14 protein-coding genes and 2 pseudogenes are annotated in these 15,942 nt (G+C 61.2%); 12 read left to right on the top strand and 4 right to left on the bottom strand.

The window, feature by feature from the left end:
* The first annotated feature begins 39 nt into the window (after positions 1-39).
* The 7 genes and pseudogenes from BK660_RS07625 (at position 40) to BK660_RS07595 (ending at position 6,237) form a co-directional block, all read left to right on the top strand.
* Positions 40-1,707 (top strand): AMP-binding protein, encoded by a 1,668-nt coding sequence (locus BK660_RS07625; protein ID WP_123432796.1) that lies wholly within the window; start codon positions 40-42, stop codon positions 1,705-1,707.
* Between the two features lie 32 nt (positions 1,708-1,739).
* Positions 1,740-2,183 (top strand): hotdog fold thioesterase, encoded by a 444-nt coding sequence (locus BK660_RS07620; RefSeq protein WP_123432795.1) that lies wholly within the window; start codon positions 1,740-1,742, stop codon positions 2,181-2,183.
* A gap of 270 nt (positions 2,184-2,453) precedes the next feature.
* A complete protein-coding gene (locus BK660_RS07615; protein WP_123432794.1) occupies positions 2,454-3,260 on the top strand; it encodes an alpha/beta fold hydrolase in 807 nt (268 codons plus the stop codon).
* Complete coding sequence (locus tag BK660_RS07610; RefSeq protein WP_123432793.1) at positions 3,257-4,111, top strand: alpha/beta hydrolase; 855 nt, start codon at positions 3,257-3,259, stop codon at positions 4,109-4,111. Before BK660_RS07615 ends, BK660_RS07610 begins: the two co-directional genes overlap by 4 nt.
* A gap of 50 nt (positions 4,112-4,161) precedes the next feature.
* A pseudogene (locus BK660_RS07605) lies at positions 4,162-4,269 on the top strand (thioredoxin domain-containing protein); the annotation flags it as partial.
* Between the two features lie 38 nt (positions 4,270-4,307).
* Entirely contained in the window at positions 4,308-5,114 is an 807-nt protein-coding gene (locus tag BK660_RS07600; protein WP_123433025.1) for a DUF4892 domain-containing protein, read from the top strand.
* Between the two features lie 67 nt (positions 5,115-5,181).
* Positions 5,182-6,237, top strand: a complete 1,056-nt coding sequence (locus BK660_RS07595; protein ID WP_123432792.1) for an AI-2E family transporter — start codon at positions 5,182-5,184, stop codon at positions 6,235-6,237.
* A 112-nt stretch (positions 6,238-6,349) separates the two neighbouring features.
* Here BK660_RS07595 and xopAW read toward each other — a convergent pair whose 3' ends face one another.
* The 3 genes from xopAW to BK660_RS07580 all read right to left on the bottom strand — a co-directional run bounded on the left by xopAW (position 6,350) and on the right by BK660_RS07580 (position 9,117).
* Positions 6,350-7,198, bottom strand: a complete 849-nt coding sequence (gene xopAW, locus BK660_RS07590) for an EF-hand domain-containing protein (RefSeq protein WP_123432791.1) — start codon at positions 7,196-7,198, stop codon at positions 6,350-6,352.
* Positions 7,199-7,306: 108 nt separating this feature from the next.
* Complete coding sequence (locus BK660_RS07585) at positions 7,307-8,359, bottom strand: sensor histidine kinase (RefSeq protein ID WP_123432790.1); 1,053 nt, start codon at positions 8,357-8,359, stop codon at positions 7,307-7,309.
* The gene (locus tag BK660_RS07580) at positions 8,359-9,117 is read right to left on the bottom strand and encodes a response regulator (protein ID WP_027924004.1); all 759 of its coding nucleotides are present in this window, start codon (positions 9,115-9,117) and stop codon (positions 8,359-8,361) included. Before BK660_RS07580 ends, BK660_RS07585 begins: the two co-directional genes overlap by 1 nt.
* Positions 9,118-9,410: 293 nt before the next feature.
* On the opposite strand from BK660_RS07580, the gene pyrF reads away from it, so the two are divergent.
* Positions 9,411-10,109 (top strand): orotidine-5'-phosphate decarboxylase, encoded by a 699-nt coding sequence (gene pyrF / locus BK660_RS07575; RefSeq protein WP_027924005.1) that lies wholly within the window; start codon positions 9,411-9,413, stop codon positions 10,107-10,109.
* 138 nt (positions 10,110-10,247) lie between these two features.
* Here the strand turns inward: pyrF and BK660_RS07565 are convergent, their stop codons facing one another.
* Positions 10,248-11,252, bottom strand: coding sequence for an NADP-dependent oxidoreductase (locus BK660_RS07565; protein WP_123432789.1), 1,005 nt, complete (start codon positions 11,250-11,252; stop codon positions 10,248-10,250).
* A 229-nt stretch (positions 11,253-11,481) separates the two neighbouring features.
* Here BK660_RS07565 and BK660_RS07560 point away from each other — a divergent pair, with 229 nt between their 5' ends.
* From BK660_RS07560 to BK660_RS33565, 4 genes and pseudogenes are all read left to right on the top strand, one after another.
* Entirely contained in the window at positions 11,482-12,243 is a 762-nt protein-coding gene (locus BK660_RS07560; protein WP_123432788.1) for an SDR family oxidoreductase, read from the top strand.
* Positions 12,244-12,427: 184 nt separating this feature from the next.
* A complete protein-coding gene (locus BK660_RS07555; RefSeq protein ID WP_123432787.1) occupies positions 12,428-13,819 on the top strand; it encodes an aminotransferase-like domain-containing protein in 1,392 nt (463 codons plus the stop codon).
* A gap of 108 nt (positions 13,820-13,927) precedes the next feature.
* Positions 13,928-15,031: pseudogene (locus tag BK660_RS33570) on the top strand (HAMP domain-containing protein); the annotation flags it as partial.
* Complete coding sequence (locus BK660_RS33565; RefSeq protein WP_404942939.1) at positions 15,011-15,892, top strand: methyl-accepting chemotaxis protein; 882 nt, start codon at positions 15,011-15,013, stop codon at positions 15,890-15,892. The pseudogene BK660_RS33570 and the gene BK660_RS33565, both read left to right, overlap by 21 nt.
* Positions 15,893-15,942: the final 50 nt, after the last annotated feature.

Raw genomic sequence — 15,942 nt, 5'->3', positions numbered from 1 at the left:
CTACGCTTGCTCCAGAACAAAAATTCAGGAGCGCGTCGCATGTCTGCTGCTTTTCGTTTGCCGCTGGATGTCTTCTACGAGCGTGAGGCCCGTCATCCACGCCAGCGTTTTCTGGTCCAGCCCACGGGCGGCGGGCAGGTCGAGACCCTGTCCTGGGCCGACGTCGGCCATCAGGCGCGTTGTGCGGCACATTGGCTGAGGGCTCGCGAACTGCCGCAAGGCAGCCACATCGCACTGATCTCGAAAAACTGTGCCCACTGGATCATCGCCGACCTGGCGATCTGGATGGCCGGGCATGTCTCGGTGCCGTTGTACCCCAACCTCACCGCCGAATCGGTGGCCCAGGTACTCGACCATTCCGAAGCGGCGCTGGCGTTTATCGGCAAGCTCGATGATTGGCCGAGCATGTCCCGCGGCGTCAGGCCTGACTTGCCGACGATCAGTCTGCCGTTGCACCCACCGGGCACCTTCGATTTCAGCTGGGCCGACCTGCAACGCTGCTCGCCCATCCAGGATAACCCCACGCCGGCGGCCGATCAGTTGGCGACCATCATTTACACCTCCGGCACCACCGGCCTGCCCAAAGGCGTGATGCACAGTTTCGGCAATCTGGGTTTCGCCACCACCCGCGGTACGCAGCTGTTTGGCCTCAACGAGTCGGACCGATTGCTGTCCTATTTGCCGCTGTGCCACGTGGCCGAGCGGATGTTCGTCGAACTGGCCTCGATTTACACCGGGCAGACGGTGTTCTTTGCCGAGAGCCTCGACACCTTCCTGACCGATTTAAAGCGCGCCCGGCCTACTGCCTTGTTCGGTGTGCCGCGAATCTGGACCAAATTCCAGATGGGCGTGTACAGCAAGATCCCGCAAAAGCGCCTGGATTTTCTGCTAGGCCTGCCCTTTATCGGCAAACGGGTCGGGCATAAAGTCCTGGCCGGGTTGGGGCTAGATGCATTGCGCGTCGCCTTGTCCGGCGCTGCGCCTGTGCCACAAACCTTGCTGCTGTGGTACCGCAAACTGGGGCTGGACGTGCTGGAGGTCTACGGCATGACCGAGAGCTGCGGCTATTCGCACATTTGCCGCCTCGGCGAGAACAAGCCCGGCTGGATCGGCAAACCATGCCCTGAGGTGGAAGTGCGGATCGCGGAATCGGGCGAGGTCATGGTGCGCAGCGGCGCGACCATGCTCGGCTACTTCAAGGAACCACAGAAAACTGCCGAAACCATCACCGAGGACGGCTTCCTGCGCACCGGCGACAAGGGCGAGCAAGACGCCGAAGGCAACCTGCGCCTGACCGGGCGCCTGAAAGAAATCTTCAAGACCAGCAAGGGCAAATACGTCGCGCCGGCACCGATCGAAAATCGCTTGGCGGTGCATTCGCGGATTGAACAAGTGTGCGTGGTCGGTGATGGTTTGAGTGCACCGCTGGGGCTGTGTGTGCTGTCGGCGGTCGGGCAGCAGGACGCCACCGGCACGGCGAGGGCGGGGCTGCATTCAAGCCTGGAAAAACTCCTGGATGAGGTCAATGGCGTCCTCGACAAACACGAGCGTTTGCGGCGCCTGGTGGTGGTCAAGGACAGCTGGGCCGTGGAAAACGGCTTCCTGACGCCGACCCTGAAGATCAAGCGCAACGTGATCGAAGCAGCTTACGGCGACCGCTTCGAAGAATGGAGCGAGCGTAGCGAGGCGGTGCTGTGGCAGGATTGAGCCACGAACAAAACCACCATAGGAAAGCAGCGATGAGTCTGTGGCGAACCACTCCCAACATCGAGCAGTTGAACGCGATCCAGAAAAACACCATCGGCGAAGTGCTGGATATTCGCTTCGAAGCGTTTGACGAAGGCTCACTGACCGCGAGCATGGTTATTGACCATCGCACTCACCAGCCTTACGGCCTGCTGCATGGCGGCGCCTCGGTGGTGCTGGCCGAATCGGTCGGTTCGATGGCCAGCTACCTGTGCATCGACGCCAGCAAGTTTTACTGCGTAGGCCTGGAAGTCAACGCCAACCATTTGCGCGGCCTGCGCAGTGGCCGGGTGACCGCTGTGGCCACGCCGATCCACATTGGCCGTACGACACACGTCTGGGATATCCGCTTGACCAGCGACGAAGGCAAGGCCAGTTGCGTGTCGCGCCTGACCATGGCGGTCGTGCCGCTGGGCGAGAACCCACCAGCGCGCTAAACAATGGCTGCATCCGCCCCGTGTAGCAGCTGTCGAGCCCCGGCGAGGCTGCGTCCGGCTGCGAAGCAGTCGTGGAATCTACCCACGCAGTGTTTCAGGGTGACCGCGGACGCAGCCTCGCCAAGGCTCGACAGCTGCTACAGGGCTTTGCATCAGCGTTTCAGGCATCGTCCTGACCGGACTGTCATCATTCCTGTCACTTACAGTCATTGCTGTCAGCCGTCGTCTTACGGACAATCAACGCCTGTTCTCGCTCATGGATTTGCCGGTATGTCGCAACAGATATTTTTCGCCCACGCCAATGGCTTTCCTTCCGGGACCTACGGCAAGTTGTTCGCGGCGCTGGCGCCCGAGTATCAGGTGACGCATCTGGAACAGCACGCTCATGACCCGCGTTTTCCCGCGGACGACAATTGGTACAACCTGGTGGACGAACTGATCCATCACCTCAAGCAGCAAGCGGAACCGGTGTGGGGTGTCGGACATTCCTTTGGTGGTGTGCTGCACTTGCACGCGGCGCTGCGTTGCCCCGAGTTGTATCGCGGCGTGGTGATGCTCGATTCACCGGTGCTGACCCGCACCGATCAATGGGTCATTCGCGCCGCCAAGCGTTTCGGCTTCATCGACCGCTTGACCCCGGCCGGCCGCACCCTGGGGCGTCGGGAAGAATTCGCCGACCTCGAAAGCGCCCGTAGCTATTTCTCGGGCAAGACCCTGTTCCGCAGTTTTGACCCGGAATGCTTTGATGCCTACCTGCAACACGGTTTGCACAAGGTCGGTGACAAACTGCGCCTGCGCTTCGACCCCGCCACGGAAATCAGCATCTACCGTGGCGTGCCCCACACCAGCCCCGGTCGCACGCGTCAGCTGCAAGTGCCGCTGGCGGTGGTGCGCGGGCACAAGAGCCGCGTGGTGATGCGTCATCATGCCAGCGCTGTCGGGCGCATGCCGCAGGGTGAATCCCTGACCCTGCCCGGCGGTCACATGTTTCCTCTCGAACGCCCACACGACACGGCCACACTGCTGAAAACCCTGTTCAGCCGATGGGACGGTCGCAGCCAAAAGGATTGCGCATGAGCAATGCCGTCGAAGAAGTCCGTCTGAGCCTGCCGCACATCGAACTGGCGGCGCACTTGTTCGGTCCTGAAGACGGCTTGCCGGTAATTGCGCTGCATGGCTGGCTGGACAATGCCAACAGCTTTGCCCGTCTGGCGCCCAAGCTCAAAGGCCTGCGCATCATCGCCCTGGACATGGCCGGTCACGGTCATTCCGGGCATCGCCCGCCCGGTGCCGGTTACGCGATGTGGGATTACGCCCATGACGTGTTGCAAGTCGCCGAGCAACTGGGCCTCAAGCGATTTGCACTGATGGGGCACTCCATGGGCGCCATCGCGTCCTTGATCATTGCCGGGTCGATGCCGGAGCGCGTCACTCACCTGGCCTTGATCGACGGCATCATTCCTCCTACAGACAAAGGCGAAAATGCGGCCGAGCGCATGGGCATGGCCCTGCAAGCGCAGCTGGATCTGCGGGACAAACAAAAGCCGGTCTACAACACCCTCGACCGCGCCATCGAAGCACGCATGAAGGGCTTGGTGGCGGTCAGTCGCGAAGCCGCCGAGCTGTTGGCCCAGCGCGGCTTGATGCCCGTACCGGGCGGCTACACCTGGCGCACCGACAACCGCCTGACGCTGCCCTCGCCGCTGCGCCTGACCACCGAGCAGGCCATGGCGTTTGTCCAGCGGATCAGTTGTCCGGCCAAACTGGTGGTCGCGGCCGACGGCATGCTCGCCAAACATTCCGAGTTGCTGGAGCGTCTACCCTTTAGCCGTGAACAGCTGCCAGGCGGTCATCATTTGCACCTGAATGACGAAACCGGCGCCGACCTTGTCGCAGACTGTTTCAATCGGTTCTTCGCCGTTCCTTGACTTGCGCCGGGCAACTGTCGAGGCTGGGCGGGTTGAAATGGGAGACAACCATGATAGATCGCTATACCGCTGCGACCCCGGATGGCCACAAGGTCTCTATCGTGCTCGAGGAACCCGGCCTGCATGCGCCGGGTTTCGACAAAAAGGAACGGAAGTCAAAAGGGGCTCAGGCCATGCTGATCCGATGAGCCTGTCCATGCGTTCACTCAGTCTGCTGTTGCTGTGCTGTTTCAGTCCCTTATCGTTTGCCGCTGATGTCCCGGGCAGTCAGGACTTGCCGATCCTGCCGCGCATGGAAGATGCGCAGATCGTTGATTATCGTCCGGCCGTCGAGCTTGAACGGATCTACCCCTTGGGTTCGATCCGCAAGATCAGCGGCCAGTTGCGCTTTGACGGTCAGGTCACGGCACGCGGGCAAACCACTTCGGTCACCTACGAGTTGCCGCCTGAGCATTCTTCCACCGAAGCCTTTACTGCTGCGCGCGAAGCCTTGCAAAAGCAGGGCGCCGAGTTGCTGTTCTGGTGCCAGGCCCGCGATTGCGGCGAAAGCAGCCTGTGGGCCAACGAAGTCTTTGGCAATGCCAAGCTCTACGGTGCCGACGATCAACAGGCGTATTTGCTGCTGAGACTGGCGGCACCGCAGGACAATTCGCTGGTGGCGCTATACAGCATCACTCGCGGCAACCGCAAAGCCTACCTGCATGTCGAGCAATTCGACGCAGCCGCGCCGTTGGGCGACTTGTTGCCGACGTCGGCCACTCTGCTGCGTCAGCTTAAAAGCACCGGTGAACTCGATTTTCCAAAACTGAATGCTGATCCCGACGACACATGGCTGCGTCTGATTTCACGCGGACTGAACCTGGACACTACCTTGCGTGTCAGTGTTTCCGGTGCCAAGGCTGAGGCATGGCGTCAGGCATTGATTACTCAGGGCGTGCGTGCGGCGCGACTCGAAACCGGTACCGTCGAAGGCTCTGGCCTGCACATCGAACTGTTGCGATAAGCTGCACAGGCGAATGCGCACGGCGCATTCGTCTACCCTTTGTTGACTGATTTTTTCGAGACTTTACATGCCCAATAATGATCGGCTGTTGGTGCAGATTCTGCTCCTGGTGCTGTTTGGCGCGAGCTTCTGGGTGATGGCGCCGTTCTGGTCGGCGCTGTTCTGGGGCGCGGTGCTGGCGTTTGCCAGTTGGCCGCTGATGCGTTTGTTGACCCGTTGGCTCAATGGCCGCGAATCCCTGGCGGCAGCGCTGCTGACCCTCGGCTGGATGTTGCTGGTGGCGGTGCCGCTGGTCTGGCTGGGGTTCAACCTGGCTGACCACGTGCGTGACGCCACTGTGTTTATCAAGGATGTGCAGGTCGAAGGCCTGCCAGAAGCTCCGGCCTGGTTGAACGGTGTTCCCCTGGTGGGCGCACGGCTGGTGGTGATCTGGAACAGCATCGATCAGCAGGGCGCGGCGATGATGGTGGCGCTCAAGCCTTATCTGGGGCAAGTAGGTAACTGGCTGCTGGCGCGCAGTGCGCAGATCGGCGGCGGGATTCTCGAGCTGACGCTGAGCATCGTGTTTGTGTTCTTTTTCTACCGCGACGGCCCGCGTCTGGCGACCTTTGTTCATGGGTTACTGGAACGTCTGATCGGTCAGCGCGCCGGGTATTACATCGATCTGGTGGCGGGCACGGTGCAGCGGGTGGTCAACGGCGTGATCGGTACGGCAGCGGCGCAGGCCGTGCTGGCACTGATCGGGTTCCTGATTGCCGGGGTGCCGGGCGCCTTGGTGCTGGGCATCGTGACCTTCTTGCTCAGCCTGATTCCGATGGGACCGCCGCTGGTGTGGATTCCGGCCACGGCGTGGCTGGCCTGGAAAGGCGAGTACGGGATGGCGGTGTTCCTCGGGATCTGGGGCACGTTCATCATCAGCGGCGTCGACAACGTGCTCAAGCCGTACCTGATCAGCCGGGGCGGGAATCTGCCGTTGGTGATTGTGCTGCTAGGGGTGTTTGGCGGGTTGATTGCGTTTGGCTTTATCGGGCTGTTTATCGGGCCGACGTTGTTGGCGGTGGCTTACAGCTTGCTGACGGACTGGAGCAAGAGTCAGGCGCGGGTAGAAGATCGCCGGCCTTAAAGTTTTGTATTGAGGCTTAAGGCCCCATCGCGAGCAGGCTCGCTCCCACATTGGATCTGCGTCGTTCACAAATTCCCTGTGGGAGCGAGCCGGCTCGCGCAGCTTTGGATTTTCAGGTCGCGACGTTCAGGTACTTGCCCACCGTCGCCACGTTATCGAGCGAATACTGCTTGCTCAGATTGGCGATCATCTTGTGCAGCGCTTCGTTGACGTTGAACTGATCGGTGGAGCTGTCACTGGTCTTCTCACGACCCGCTTGCAAGGCTGCTTTCAATTCATCACTGCTGACACCGCCGCTGCTGTCACTGTCCAGTGCCTTGAGCAGTGCGGCGCTGGTGTCGGTGCTGGTCGATGAGGTGCTGTTGCCCGCTTGCAGCGCGCTGCTCAGTTCGGTGGCGGTCACGCTGCCATCGCTGTCGGTATCGAGCTGGCTGAACAGTTCCTCGCTGGACACCTGCTGCGGCGGTGGTGGCGGCGGGGCCAGGCTGGCGGCGAGTTCGTCCTTGCTGACGGTGCCGTCCTGGTTCTTGTCCAGGGCCGAGAAGATTTCCTTGCTGTCGGCACTGCTGCCGGCGCTGGTCAGGCCAGTGCTCAGTTCATCGCTGCTGATGGCGCCGTCACCGTCGGTATCCAGGGCGCTGATCATGGCATCGGCGAGTTCAGTGCTCGGTGGTTGATCATGTTGCGGTGGCGGCGGGGCCATCGCGGCCATTTCTTCGCTGCTCAGGTTGCCGCTGTTATCGCTGTCGAGGTCGGCGAAGTTTTTGCTCAGGCTGACCAACAGGCCATCGTCGGATTTTTGCGACAAGGCACTTTTCAGCTCGTCCTGATCCACCGCGCCGTCGCTGTTGGTGTCGAGCTTGGCCAGCAGTTCTTTCTGGAACTGCTGGCTGCGGGCGGTGTTGGTTGTGGTGCTGCTGGTGCTGATATAGCTCGTGTAGTTGCTGACGCTACCGATCATTGTGCTCACTCCCTGGAATGGAAAACCGGTGGGTACACCGGCTTATGCAGCCTCAAGGGGCAAGGTGTCGTGGGTATGTGAGGTTTGTACCGGCAAGTACACACAGGCTCAGGCGCGGGGTAGGTGAATGACGGCAGTCAAACCACCGCCCGGCGTTTCTTCCAGGCTCAATTGCCCGCCCAGGCGTTCCGCCGCTTCACGGGCGATGGTCATGCCCAGGCCGACACCGCCGGAGTTGCGGTTGCGCGAGCCCTCCAGCCGAAAGAACGGCTCAAACACCGCCTCTCGTTTATCCGCCGCAATGCCCGGCCCATGGTCAATCACCCGAATCACCAAAGTCTCTCGACTGTCTTCGAGTGTGATCAACGCCTGTCCCGCATAGCGCAGCGCGTTATCCAGCAGATTGTTGATGCACGAACGCAACGCCATCGGCTGGACTTGCAGCGGCGCGCAGTGACCGCTGGCCTGCACATCGGCGCCCTGGTCCTGGGCGTTTTCACACAAGGACTCCACCAGCGCCTGCACGTCCATCCATTGCCGGGCCTCGCTGGTGCGCTGTTCGTGCAAATACGTCAGGGTGGCGTCGAGCATGCTGATCATGTCGTCCAGATCCTGACGCATCTGACCTTGCAGCTTCTCGTCGTCGATCTGCTCCAGACGCAATTTGAGCCGCGACAGCGGCGTGCGCAGGTCGTGGGACACCGCGCCGAGCATCCGCGAGCGCTGCTGCACCTGTTCGATGATGCGTTTTTGCATCAAGTTGAAGGTGTAGGCCGCTTGCCGCGCTTCCCGTGGGCCCGACTCATCCAGTGGCGTGCTGTCGAGGTTTTCGCTCAAGCGCTCGGCGGCATCGCTCAGGCGCTGGATAGGCCGGCTCAGCAGTTTGGCGCCGTACCAGGCCGCAATGACCAGCGAGATCAATTGAAAGGTCAGCGGCACCAACGGCCCGCCAAACCATGGCCGAGGCGGGCGGTTCTCAAAGCGTGGGTCCATCGGTGGGCGCTTTGCGTCATCGCCTTGGGAAAACTCCGGCGGCGGTGGAGGAGGAGGGGGCGGGCCGTAATGGTGAAACCAGGCAAATGCCAACAGGTGCGCAAGGAAGATCGCCAGCAACAGCACGCCGAACAGGCGGCCGAACAGCGTATCGAAGCGCGCACGCATCAGCCGATGTCTCTGGCGTCGAACAGATAACCCTCGCCGCGAACGGTCTTGATCAACTGCGGGGCTTTGGGGTCATCACCGAGTTTCTGGCGCAGGCGCGAGACCAGCAGGTCGATGCTGCGATCAAAGGCTTCAATCGAACGGCCACGTGCAGCGTCCAGCAACTGCTCGCGACTGAGTACCCGGCGCGGGCGTTCGATAAACACCCAGAGCAGGCGGAATTCGGCGTTGGACAGCGGCACCACCAGGCCGTCGGCGGCGATCAACTGGCGCAACACGCTGTTCAGGCGCCAGTTGTCGAAGCGAATGTTCGCCCGCTGTTCGGTGCGATCATCGCGTACCCGACGCAGAATGGTCTGGATCCTCGCCACCAGTTCACGGGGTTCGAATGGTTTGGCCATGTAGTCGTCGGCGCCCAGTTCCAGGCCGATGATCCGGTCGGTCGGTTCGCAGCGGGCCGTGAGCATCAGGATCGGAATGTCCGACTCGGCACGCAGCCAGCGGCACAGCGACAAACCGTCTTCGCCCGGCAGCATCAGGTCCAGCACCACCACGTCGAAATGTTCGGCCTGCAGCGCCAGGCGCATCGCCGCGCCGTCGGTGACCCCGCTGGCGTGGATGTTGAACCGGGCGAGGTAGTCGATCATCAATTCGCGAATCGGGACGTCATCGTCGACGATCAGGGCGCGAATGCTCCAGCGTTTGTCATCGCCGGGCGCTTTTTGATCGTCGTTCAAAGGGGCTTGGGTGTTGTGCATGCGTGCGTTCATCTGCCAGAGAGGCTGCCAACCACAAAGATGGGCTGCGAGGTTGTGGCTTCAGCATAGGCGTCCGGCCCGGAGGCGGGAAGTGCTGTAAGGACGTGTTGCGGCTGCCGACGGTAGCGATGAAGGATGTTGTGAGCGTGTCATGAGTGTATCGGCCTCGACACAATTGGCCAAAGGACTAGTCTTGGCTGAGCACCGATGACGAATTACCGATCATCGGGTCCCGCAGCGCCGCTGGTTCCGCTACAATGCGCGCCGATTTCGTCCTGCCTGAGAGCCCGCACATGTCCGTCTGCCAGACTCCTATCATCGTCGCCCTGGATTTCCCCACCCGTGACGCCGCACTGAAGCTGGCCGACCAGTTGGACCCGAAGCTGTGCCGGGTAAAAGTCGGCAAGGAACTGTTCACCAGCTGCGCGTCGGAAATCGTCGGCACCTTGCGTGACAAGGGGTTCGAAGTGTTCCTGGACCTGAAATTCCACGACATCCCGAACACCACCGCCATGGCCGTCAAGGCCGCTGCGGAAATGGGCGTGTGGATGGTCAACGTCCACTGCTCCGGCGGTCTGCGCATGATGGCGGCCTGCCGTGAAGTGCTGGACCAGCGCACCGGGCCGAAACCGCTGCTGATCGGCGTGACCGTGCTGACCAGCATGGAACGTGAAGACCTGGCCGGTATCGGTCTGGACATCGAGCCGCAGGAACAAGTGTTGCGCCTGGCCGCGCTGGCAGAAAAAGCCGGGATGGACGGTCTGGTGTGCTCGGCGCTGGAAGCCCAGGCCTTGAAGTCGGCGCACCCGTCGCTGCAACTGGTGACCCCGGGCATTCGTCCGGCGGGCAGTGCGCAAGACGATCAACGCCGCATCCTGACCCCGCGCCAGGCACTGGACGCCGGTTCCGATTATCTGGTGATTGGCCGTCCGATCAGCCAGGCGGCTGATCCGGCCAAGGCGCTGGCCGCTGTGGTAGCCGAACTCGCCTGACCCAACACCGAAAATCAAATGTGGGAGCGGGCTTGCTCGCGAAGGCGGAGCGTCAGTCAATTTTGATGTCGACTGACGCACCGCCTTCGCGAGCAAGCCCGCTCCCACATTGGTTTTGTGGTTACTTCAAATGTTGGATCAGACCTTCAACACCAACTTCCCGAAATTCTCGCCGCTGAACAATTTCATCAGTGTCTCCGGGAATGTCTCCAGCCCGTCAACAATGTCTTCCTTGCTTTTGAGTTGCCCCTTGGCCATCCAGCCGGCCATTTCCTGCCCGGCGGCGGCGAACTGGGCGGCGTAGTCCATCACCACAAAACCTTCCATGCGCGCGCGGTTGACCAACAGCGCCAGGTAATTGGCCGGGCCCTTGACCGCTTCCTTGTTGTTGTACTGGCTGATCGCGCCGCAAATCACAACGCGTGCCTTCATGTTCAGTCGGCTCAGCACGGCGTCGAGAATGTCGCCGCCGACGTTATCGAAATACACGTCGACTCCTTTCGGGCATTCGCGTTTAAGACCGGCGATGACGTCCTCGTTCTTGTAGTCGATGGCACCGTCAAAACCCAATTCGTCGATCAGGAACTGACACTTGTCCGCGCCGCCGGCAATCCCGACCACGCGGCAGCCTTTGATCTTGGCGATCTGCCCGGCAATGCTGCCCACTGCGCCGGCTGCACCCGACAACACAACCGTGTCATCGGCCTTCGGCGCGCCCACATCGAGCAGGGCGAAGTAGGCCGTCATCCCGGTCATGCCCAGGGCGGACAAGTAGCGCGGCAAAGGCGCCAGTTTCGGATCAACCTTGTAGAAACCGCGCGGTTCGCCGAGGAAGTAATCCTGCACGCCAAGGGCGCCGTTGACGTAGTCCCCGACTGCAAACCCCGGGTTATTCGACGCAACGACTTTGCCTACGCCCAAGGCGCGCATCACTTCGCCCAGGCCGACCGGCGGAATGTAGGACTTGCCCTCGTTCATCCAGCCGCGCATGGCCGGGTCCAGGGACAGGTATTCGTTTTTCACCAGAATCTGACCTGCCGCCGGCTCGCCGACCGGTACTTCCTGATAGGTAAAAGTCTCGCGGGTCGCGGGACCCACCGGACGTTTGGCGAGCAGGAACTGGCGATTGGTCTGGGTAGTCATGTCAGGCACTCAAGATGAATGAAGCCTTGTTGATAGCCCTTCAGGCTCGATGCCGCAAGTTTGGCTGATGCGGCGAATGCATATCGATCCAGTGCAGTGATAGTTGGCACGGTCGTTCTATCACTGCCACGCATGGGCGCCCAACCGGCCACCTGATAGTGCTGCCGTGGCGCAGCCCTCTGTGGCTAGACTGAAATTACGTATTCCCCCCGTACTCGAGGACATAACAATGAGCATGACGTTTTCCGGTCAGGTCGCCGTGGTGACCGGCGCTGCCAACGGTATTGGCCGTGCGACGGCCCAGGCATTCGCTGCCGAAGGGTTGAAAGTGGTGGTGGCCGACATGGACACCGCCGGCGGTGAAGGCACCGTGGCGCTGATTCGTACGTTAGGCGGCGAAGCGACCTTCGTGCGTTGCAACGTCACGCTGGAAAGCGATGTAAAAAATCTGATGGACGAAGTGGTGAACACCTACGGCCGCCTCGACTATGCCTTCAACAACGCCGGTATCGAGATCGAAAAAGGCAAACTCGCCGACGGCACGCTGGATGAGTTCGACGCGATCATGGGCGTCAACGTCAAAGGCGTCTGGCTGTGCATGAAGTATCAATTGCCCTTGTTGCTGGCCCAGGGCGGCGGGGCGATCGTCAACACCGCTTCGGTGGCGGGCCTGGGGGCTGCGCCGAAGATGAGCATTTATGCAGCGTCCAAACACGCGGTGATCGGCCTGACCAAGTCGGCGGCCATCGAATATGCCAAGAAAAAGATTCGCGTGAACGCGGTATGCCCGGCGGTGATCGACACCGACATGTTCCGCCGTGCCTATGAAGCAGACCCGAAGAAGGGCGAGTTTGCCAACGCCATGCACCCGGTGGGTCGCATCGGCAAAGTGGAGGAGATCGCCAGCGCGGTGTTGTACCTGTGCAGCGACGGTGCGGCGTTCACCACCGGTCATTCGCTGGCCGTGGATGGTGGCGTTACCGCGTTTTGAAGTCAGTCGCCGCGATGTAGGAAAAAGCCCGCACCTTCGCGGGCATTTTTACAGTTCCGGGACGGGGCTGATCAATGTGTTTCAAAGGGTTAGAACCGAAGGTTTTGGCGGCGTTGTCGCACATCCTCTCCAGCGCTCCTGTGATTAACTGTTTCCCGCAAAACGGACAGGAGTTTGCTTGCTCATGGAATTGAGAATCGATCGACAGGCATTGGTGCCGGTCGTGCAGCAAATCGTCGACGCGTTGGCTGGCTGGCTCCGTCAGGAAGGGGTGCTGCCGGGGACGCGCTTGCCTTCAGCGCGGCAAATTGCACGGGTCAATCTGCTCAGTCAATCCAGTGTCGTCGAAGCCTGTGAGCGCTTGGTGGCGCAAGGCATGCTGGCGCCGCGTCAGGGCACCGGTTTCATGGTTGCCCATCCTGCGCAGGGGGCTGGGCGGCGACAGGGTTGCCCTTGGTTCGAAGGGGCTGACGTAACGCACAAGGGTGTGCCCGGCGAACTCCAGCTGGGCTGTGGCAGCCTGCCCGAAAGCTGGCGTGAAACCGACGATTTGAGCTACGCCATTCGCCAGGTGAGCCGCACTGACATGGCCGGTTTGTTCAGCTACAGCACACCCCTGGGGTTGCCTGCCTTGCGTGAGCAGATCCTGAAGCGTCTCCAGCCACTCGACATCGAAGTGGATGAGCGACGGATACTGACCACCACCGGGGCGACCCACGGGCTTGATCTGATCGTGCGCACGTTGCTCAGGCCGGGGGATTGCGTGGTGGTGGAAAGTCCGGGGTATTCGTTGTTGTTCGACCTGCTCAGGCTCAACGGCGTGACGATGATCGAGGTGCCGCGTACCCCGCGCGGGCCTGATACGCAGGCGCTGGAAGCGTTGCTGCTGAAGCACAGGCCCCGTGCGCTGTTTATCAATAGCTTCTACCACAACCCGACCGGCAGCAGCCTGGCACCCGCCGTGGCGCAGCAGGTGCTGCAACTGACCCGAGACCACGGTGTGCTGGTCATCGAAGATGACGTCTTTGCCGATTTGCACCGCGGCCCCGGCACTCGCCTCGCGGCGCTGGGGATCGACGACAATGTCATCTACGTCGGTAGCTACTCCAAAACCCTCAGCAGTTCATTGCGCGTCGGCTTTGTCGTCGCCAGTGTCGCGGTTGTTTCGCGACTGGCCGAGGTCAAGATGACCAGCAGCATGGGCGCCTCAAGGTTCTGCGAATCGGTACTGGCTTGCCTCCTGGCCAGCGGCGCGTATCGCAAATTGGTCCAGCGCCAGCGCCAGCGATTGAACACCGACAGAGAGGCCGCCTTGCAAATACTCGAAGATGCCGATTGGGAAGTTTTCGGCAAACCGGCGGGCGGGCTGTTCATCTGGGCGCGATCCCGAATGTCCGACTACGCTCAGGTGCGCACGCAAGCCCGCCGCTTCGGCGTGTTGTTGTCTTCTGCCACGGCATTCAATCCTCGCGGTGAGGCCACGGACTGGCAGCGCATCAACGTGGCGTGCGCCTGTGATCCACGCGCCCGGGCATTTTTTCAGGCCACCACTCTGAATCGACCTCAAGCGTTCTGAAAACGACGCAGGCGTAGCTTTTTGCCATTATTCCGACGCCAGAGACTTGTGCTGGCACAGGCCCGTTGCGAATCTGCGTCAACAGACTATGTCAGGGGACTAAGTGCAATGATTTCGGCCGTGCAAGGACGTTTTGCCAACCTCGGTATGGCAAAAAAAATGGGTGTCGGGTTTGTCCTGGTGCTGCTGCTGACCGCATTGGTGGCAGCCATCGGCGTATGGTCCCTGCAAACCATCAGTCATCGCTTCGATGGGCTCAAGCAGATGTCGTCGCTCAATAGCGGTTTGCTCAAGGTGCGTCTGCTTGAGCAGGAGTACGCCTTGCACGGCAACCCGAAAACCGCCGATGCCCTGCACGAGGGCGTTGATGGCCTGATCGCTCTGGCGACCCAGCTCAAGGCAGCATCCGCGGCTAACGTGCCGGTGATGAATGACGTCGAGCAGTCGCTGGGTGCCTATCGCAAGGCGTTCGATGAATTTGTCTCGCTGAGTCAGGCCAAGGACCTGGCACTGGAAATGGCCAGTTGGTCGGTGTCCAGCGTGGCCAATAACCTTGATGTGCTGCAAGCCGGCCTGGCTGATGACGGCGCCTACACCTTGAAGCAATCCGAGGGTAAGGATGGCGGGCAATTCCTCGAGCAGGCCAGTCAGGTCAGCCAGGTCTCGCGGTTGATGTTGCAGGCCATGAATGAGGCGCGCGTGCGTCTGGACCAGAGCCGCAAGGGCGACGACAGCGCGGGCCAGGGCAAGATCGAGCAGGCGGACCAGGCGTTGACCCAGGCCGAACAGCTGAAAACCACGGTCAAGGATGAGGGCTATCAGACGGTCCTCAATGAAGTGAGCGGCCACATCGGCAGTTTCAGCGAAAAACTGACGGAGTACACCGGTCTGTTGGTGCAGGAGAAAACCGTCTACGAACAACTGCATCAGCGCGCTGCGCAAGTGGTCGAGCGGGTGGATCAGGCCTATGTCGCCGAAGACCAGTCGATGCAGGCCGAACTGAAAAAGAACTCGCTGCTGATCATCGGCTCCTCAGCCCTGGCGTTGCTGGTCGGGCTGGTGGCGGCGTGGGTGATTACCCGGTTGATTGTGGCACCGCTGCGCAGTGTGATTCAGGTTGCCCAGCAGATTGCCGCGGGTGATTTGAGTGCGACGGTCGAGGTGACCCGCCGTGATGAAATCGGCCAATTGATGCAGGCGATGCAGCAGATGGGTGACGGGCTCAGCAGCATCGTCAGTGGCTTGCAGGCCGGTATCGAGCAACTGGCCAGTTCAGCACACTCGCTGTCGGCGGTGACCGAGCAGACCAACCTGGAAGTCAGCAGCCAGAAAGAAGAAACCGAGCAGGTCGCCACGGCGATGAACCAGATGACCGCGACGGTGCACGACGTTGCACGCAATGCCGAAGAGGCGGCCCAGGCCGCACAGACCGCGGATGGCAAGGTTGAAAGCGGTCAGCAAGTGGTGCGCCAGAGCATGGCGCGCATCGAGCAACTGGCGGATTCGGCGACGTCGGCCAGTTCCAGCATCGAAAGCCTCAGCGCAGAGATCCAGAACATCGGCACGGTGCTCAGCGTGATTAAAAGTGTCGCCGAGCAGACCAACCTGTTGGCGCTCAACGCGGCGATCGAAGCCGCGCGGGCAGGCGAGCAGGGCAGGGGTTTTGCCGTGGTGGCCGATGAGGTCCGGGCGCTGGCCAAGCGTACTCAGCAATCGACCGAGGAGATCGAACGACTGGTCAGTGCCTTGCGCTCGGCCGCTCAGTCGTCGGTGCAGCAGATTCAGAACAGCGGCGAACTGGTGAAACTGGCGGTCAGCGATGCATTGCAGACCGAGAGTGCGCTGGGGAGTATTGCGGCAGCGGTGTCGTTGATTCAGCAGATGAACCAGCAAATTGCCGCGGCAGCCGAGGAGCAGAGTTCGGTGGCCGAGGAAATCAATCGCAGTGTCACGAGCATTCGCGCGAGCGCGGATCAGTCATCGCTGGCGATGCAGGGCAACGCGGCGTCCAGCATTGAGCTGGCTCAGCTCGGGCTTGAGCTGAAAGGGATGGTGGGGCACTTCCGGCTCTGAAGAGCCCACCCAACTCAACCCAAAAAAAAGCCACCTTCTCAGGTGGCTTT

The organism is Pseudomonas brassicacearum (genome assembly GCF_003732265.1).
Lineage (GTDB): Bacteria > Pseudomonadota > Gammaproteobacteria > Pseudomonadales > Pseudomonadaceae > Aquipseudomonas > Aquipseudomonas brassicacearum_D.
Note: the sequence above shows the minus strand (reverse complement) of the source record. Positions and strands in the feature narration are given on the sequence as shown.

What these genes read in the sequence shown, in the direction of transcription:
- BK660_RS07625 (WP_123432796.1), top strand. Translation starts at nt 40, where the DNA reads ATGTCTGCTGCTTTTCGTTTGCCGCTGGATGTCTTCTACGAGCGTGAG.
- BK660_RS07620 (WP_123432795.1), top strand. Translation starts at nt 1,740, where the DNA reads ATGAGTCTGTGGCGAACCACTCCCAACATCGAGCAGTTGAACGCGATC.
- BK660_RS07615 (WP_123432794.1), top strand. Translation starts at nt 2,454, where the DNA reads ATGTCGCAACAGATATTTTTCGCCCACGCCAATGGCTTTCCTTCCGGG.
- BK660_RS07610 (WP_123432793.1), top strand. Translation starts at nt 3,257, where the DNA reads ATGAGCAATGCCGTCGAAGAAGTCCGTCTGAGCCTGCCGCACATCGAA.
- BK660_RS07600 (WP_123433025.1), top strand. Translation starts at nt 4,308, where the DNA reads ATGCGTTCACTCAGTCTGCTGTTGCTGTGCTGTTTCAGTCCCTTATCG.
- BK660_RS07595 (WP_123432792.1), top strand. Translation starts at nt 5,182, where the DNA reads ATGCCCAATAATGATCGGCTGTTGGTGCAGATTCTGCTCCTGGTGCTG.
- xopAW (WP_123432791.1), bottom strand. Translation starts at nt 7,198, where the DNA reads ATGATCGGTAGCGTCAGCAACTACACGAGCTATATCAGCACCAGCAGC.
- BK660_RS07585 (WP_123432790.1), bottom strand. Translation starts at nt 8,359, where the DNA reads ATGCGTGCGCGCTTCGATACGCTGTTCGGCCGCCTGTTCGGCGTGCTG.
- BK660_RS07580 (WP_027924004.1), bottom strand. Translation starts at nt 9,117, where the DNA reads ATGCACAACACCCAAGCCCCTTTGAACGACGATCAAAAAGCGCCCGGC.
- pyrF (WP_027924005.1), top strand. Translation starts at nt 9,411, where the DNA reads ATGTCCGTCTGCCAGACTCCTATCATCGTCGCCCTGGATTTCCCCACC.
- BK660_RS07565 (WP_123432789.1), bottom strand. Translation starts at nt 11,252, where the DNA reads ATGACTACCCAGACCAATCGCCAGTTCCTGCTCGCCAAACGTCCGGTG.
- BK660_RS07560 (WP_123432788.1), top strand. Translation starts at nt 11,482, where the DNA reads ATGAGCATGACGTTTTCCGGTCAGGTCGCCGTGGTGACCGGCGCTGCC.
- BK660_RS07555 (WP_123432787.1), top strand. Translation starts at nt 12,428, where the DNA reads ATGGAATTGAGAATCGATCGACAGGCATTGGTGCCGGTCGTGCAGCAA.
- BK660_RS33565 (WP_404942939.1), top strand. Translation starts at nt 15,011, where the DNA reads ATGCAGGCGATGCAGCAGATGGGTGACGGGCTCAGCAGCATCGTCAGT.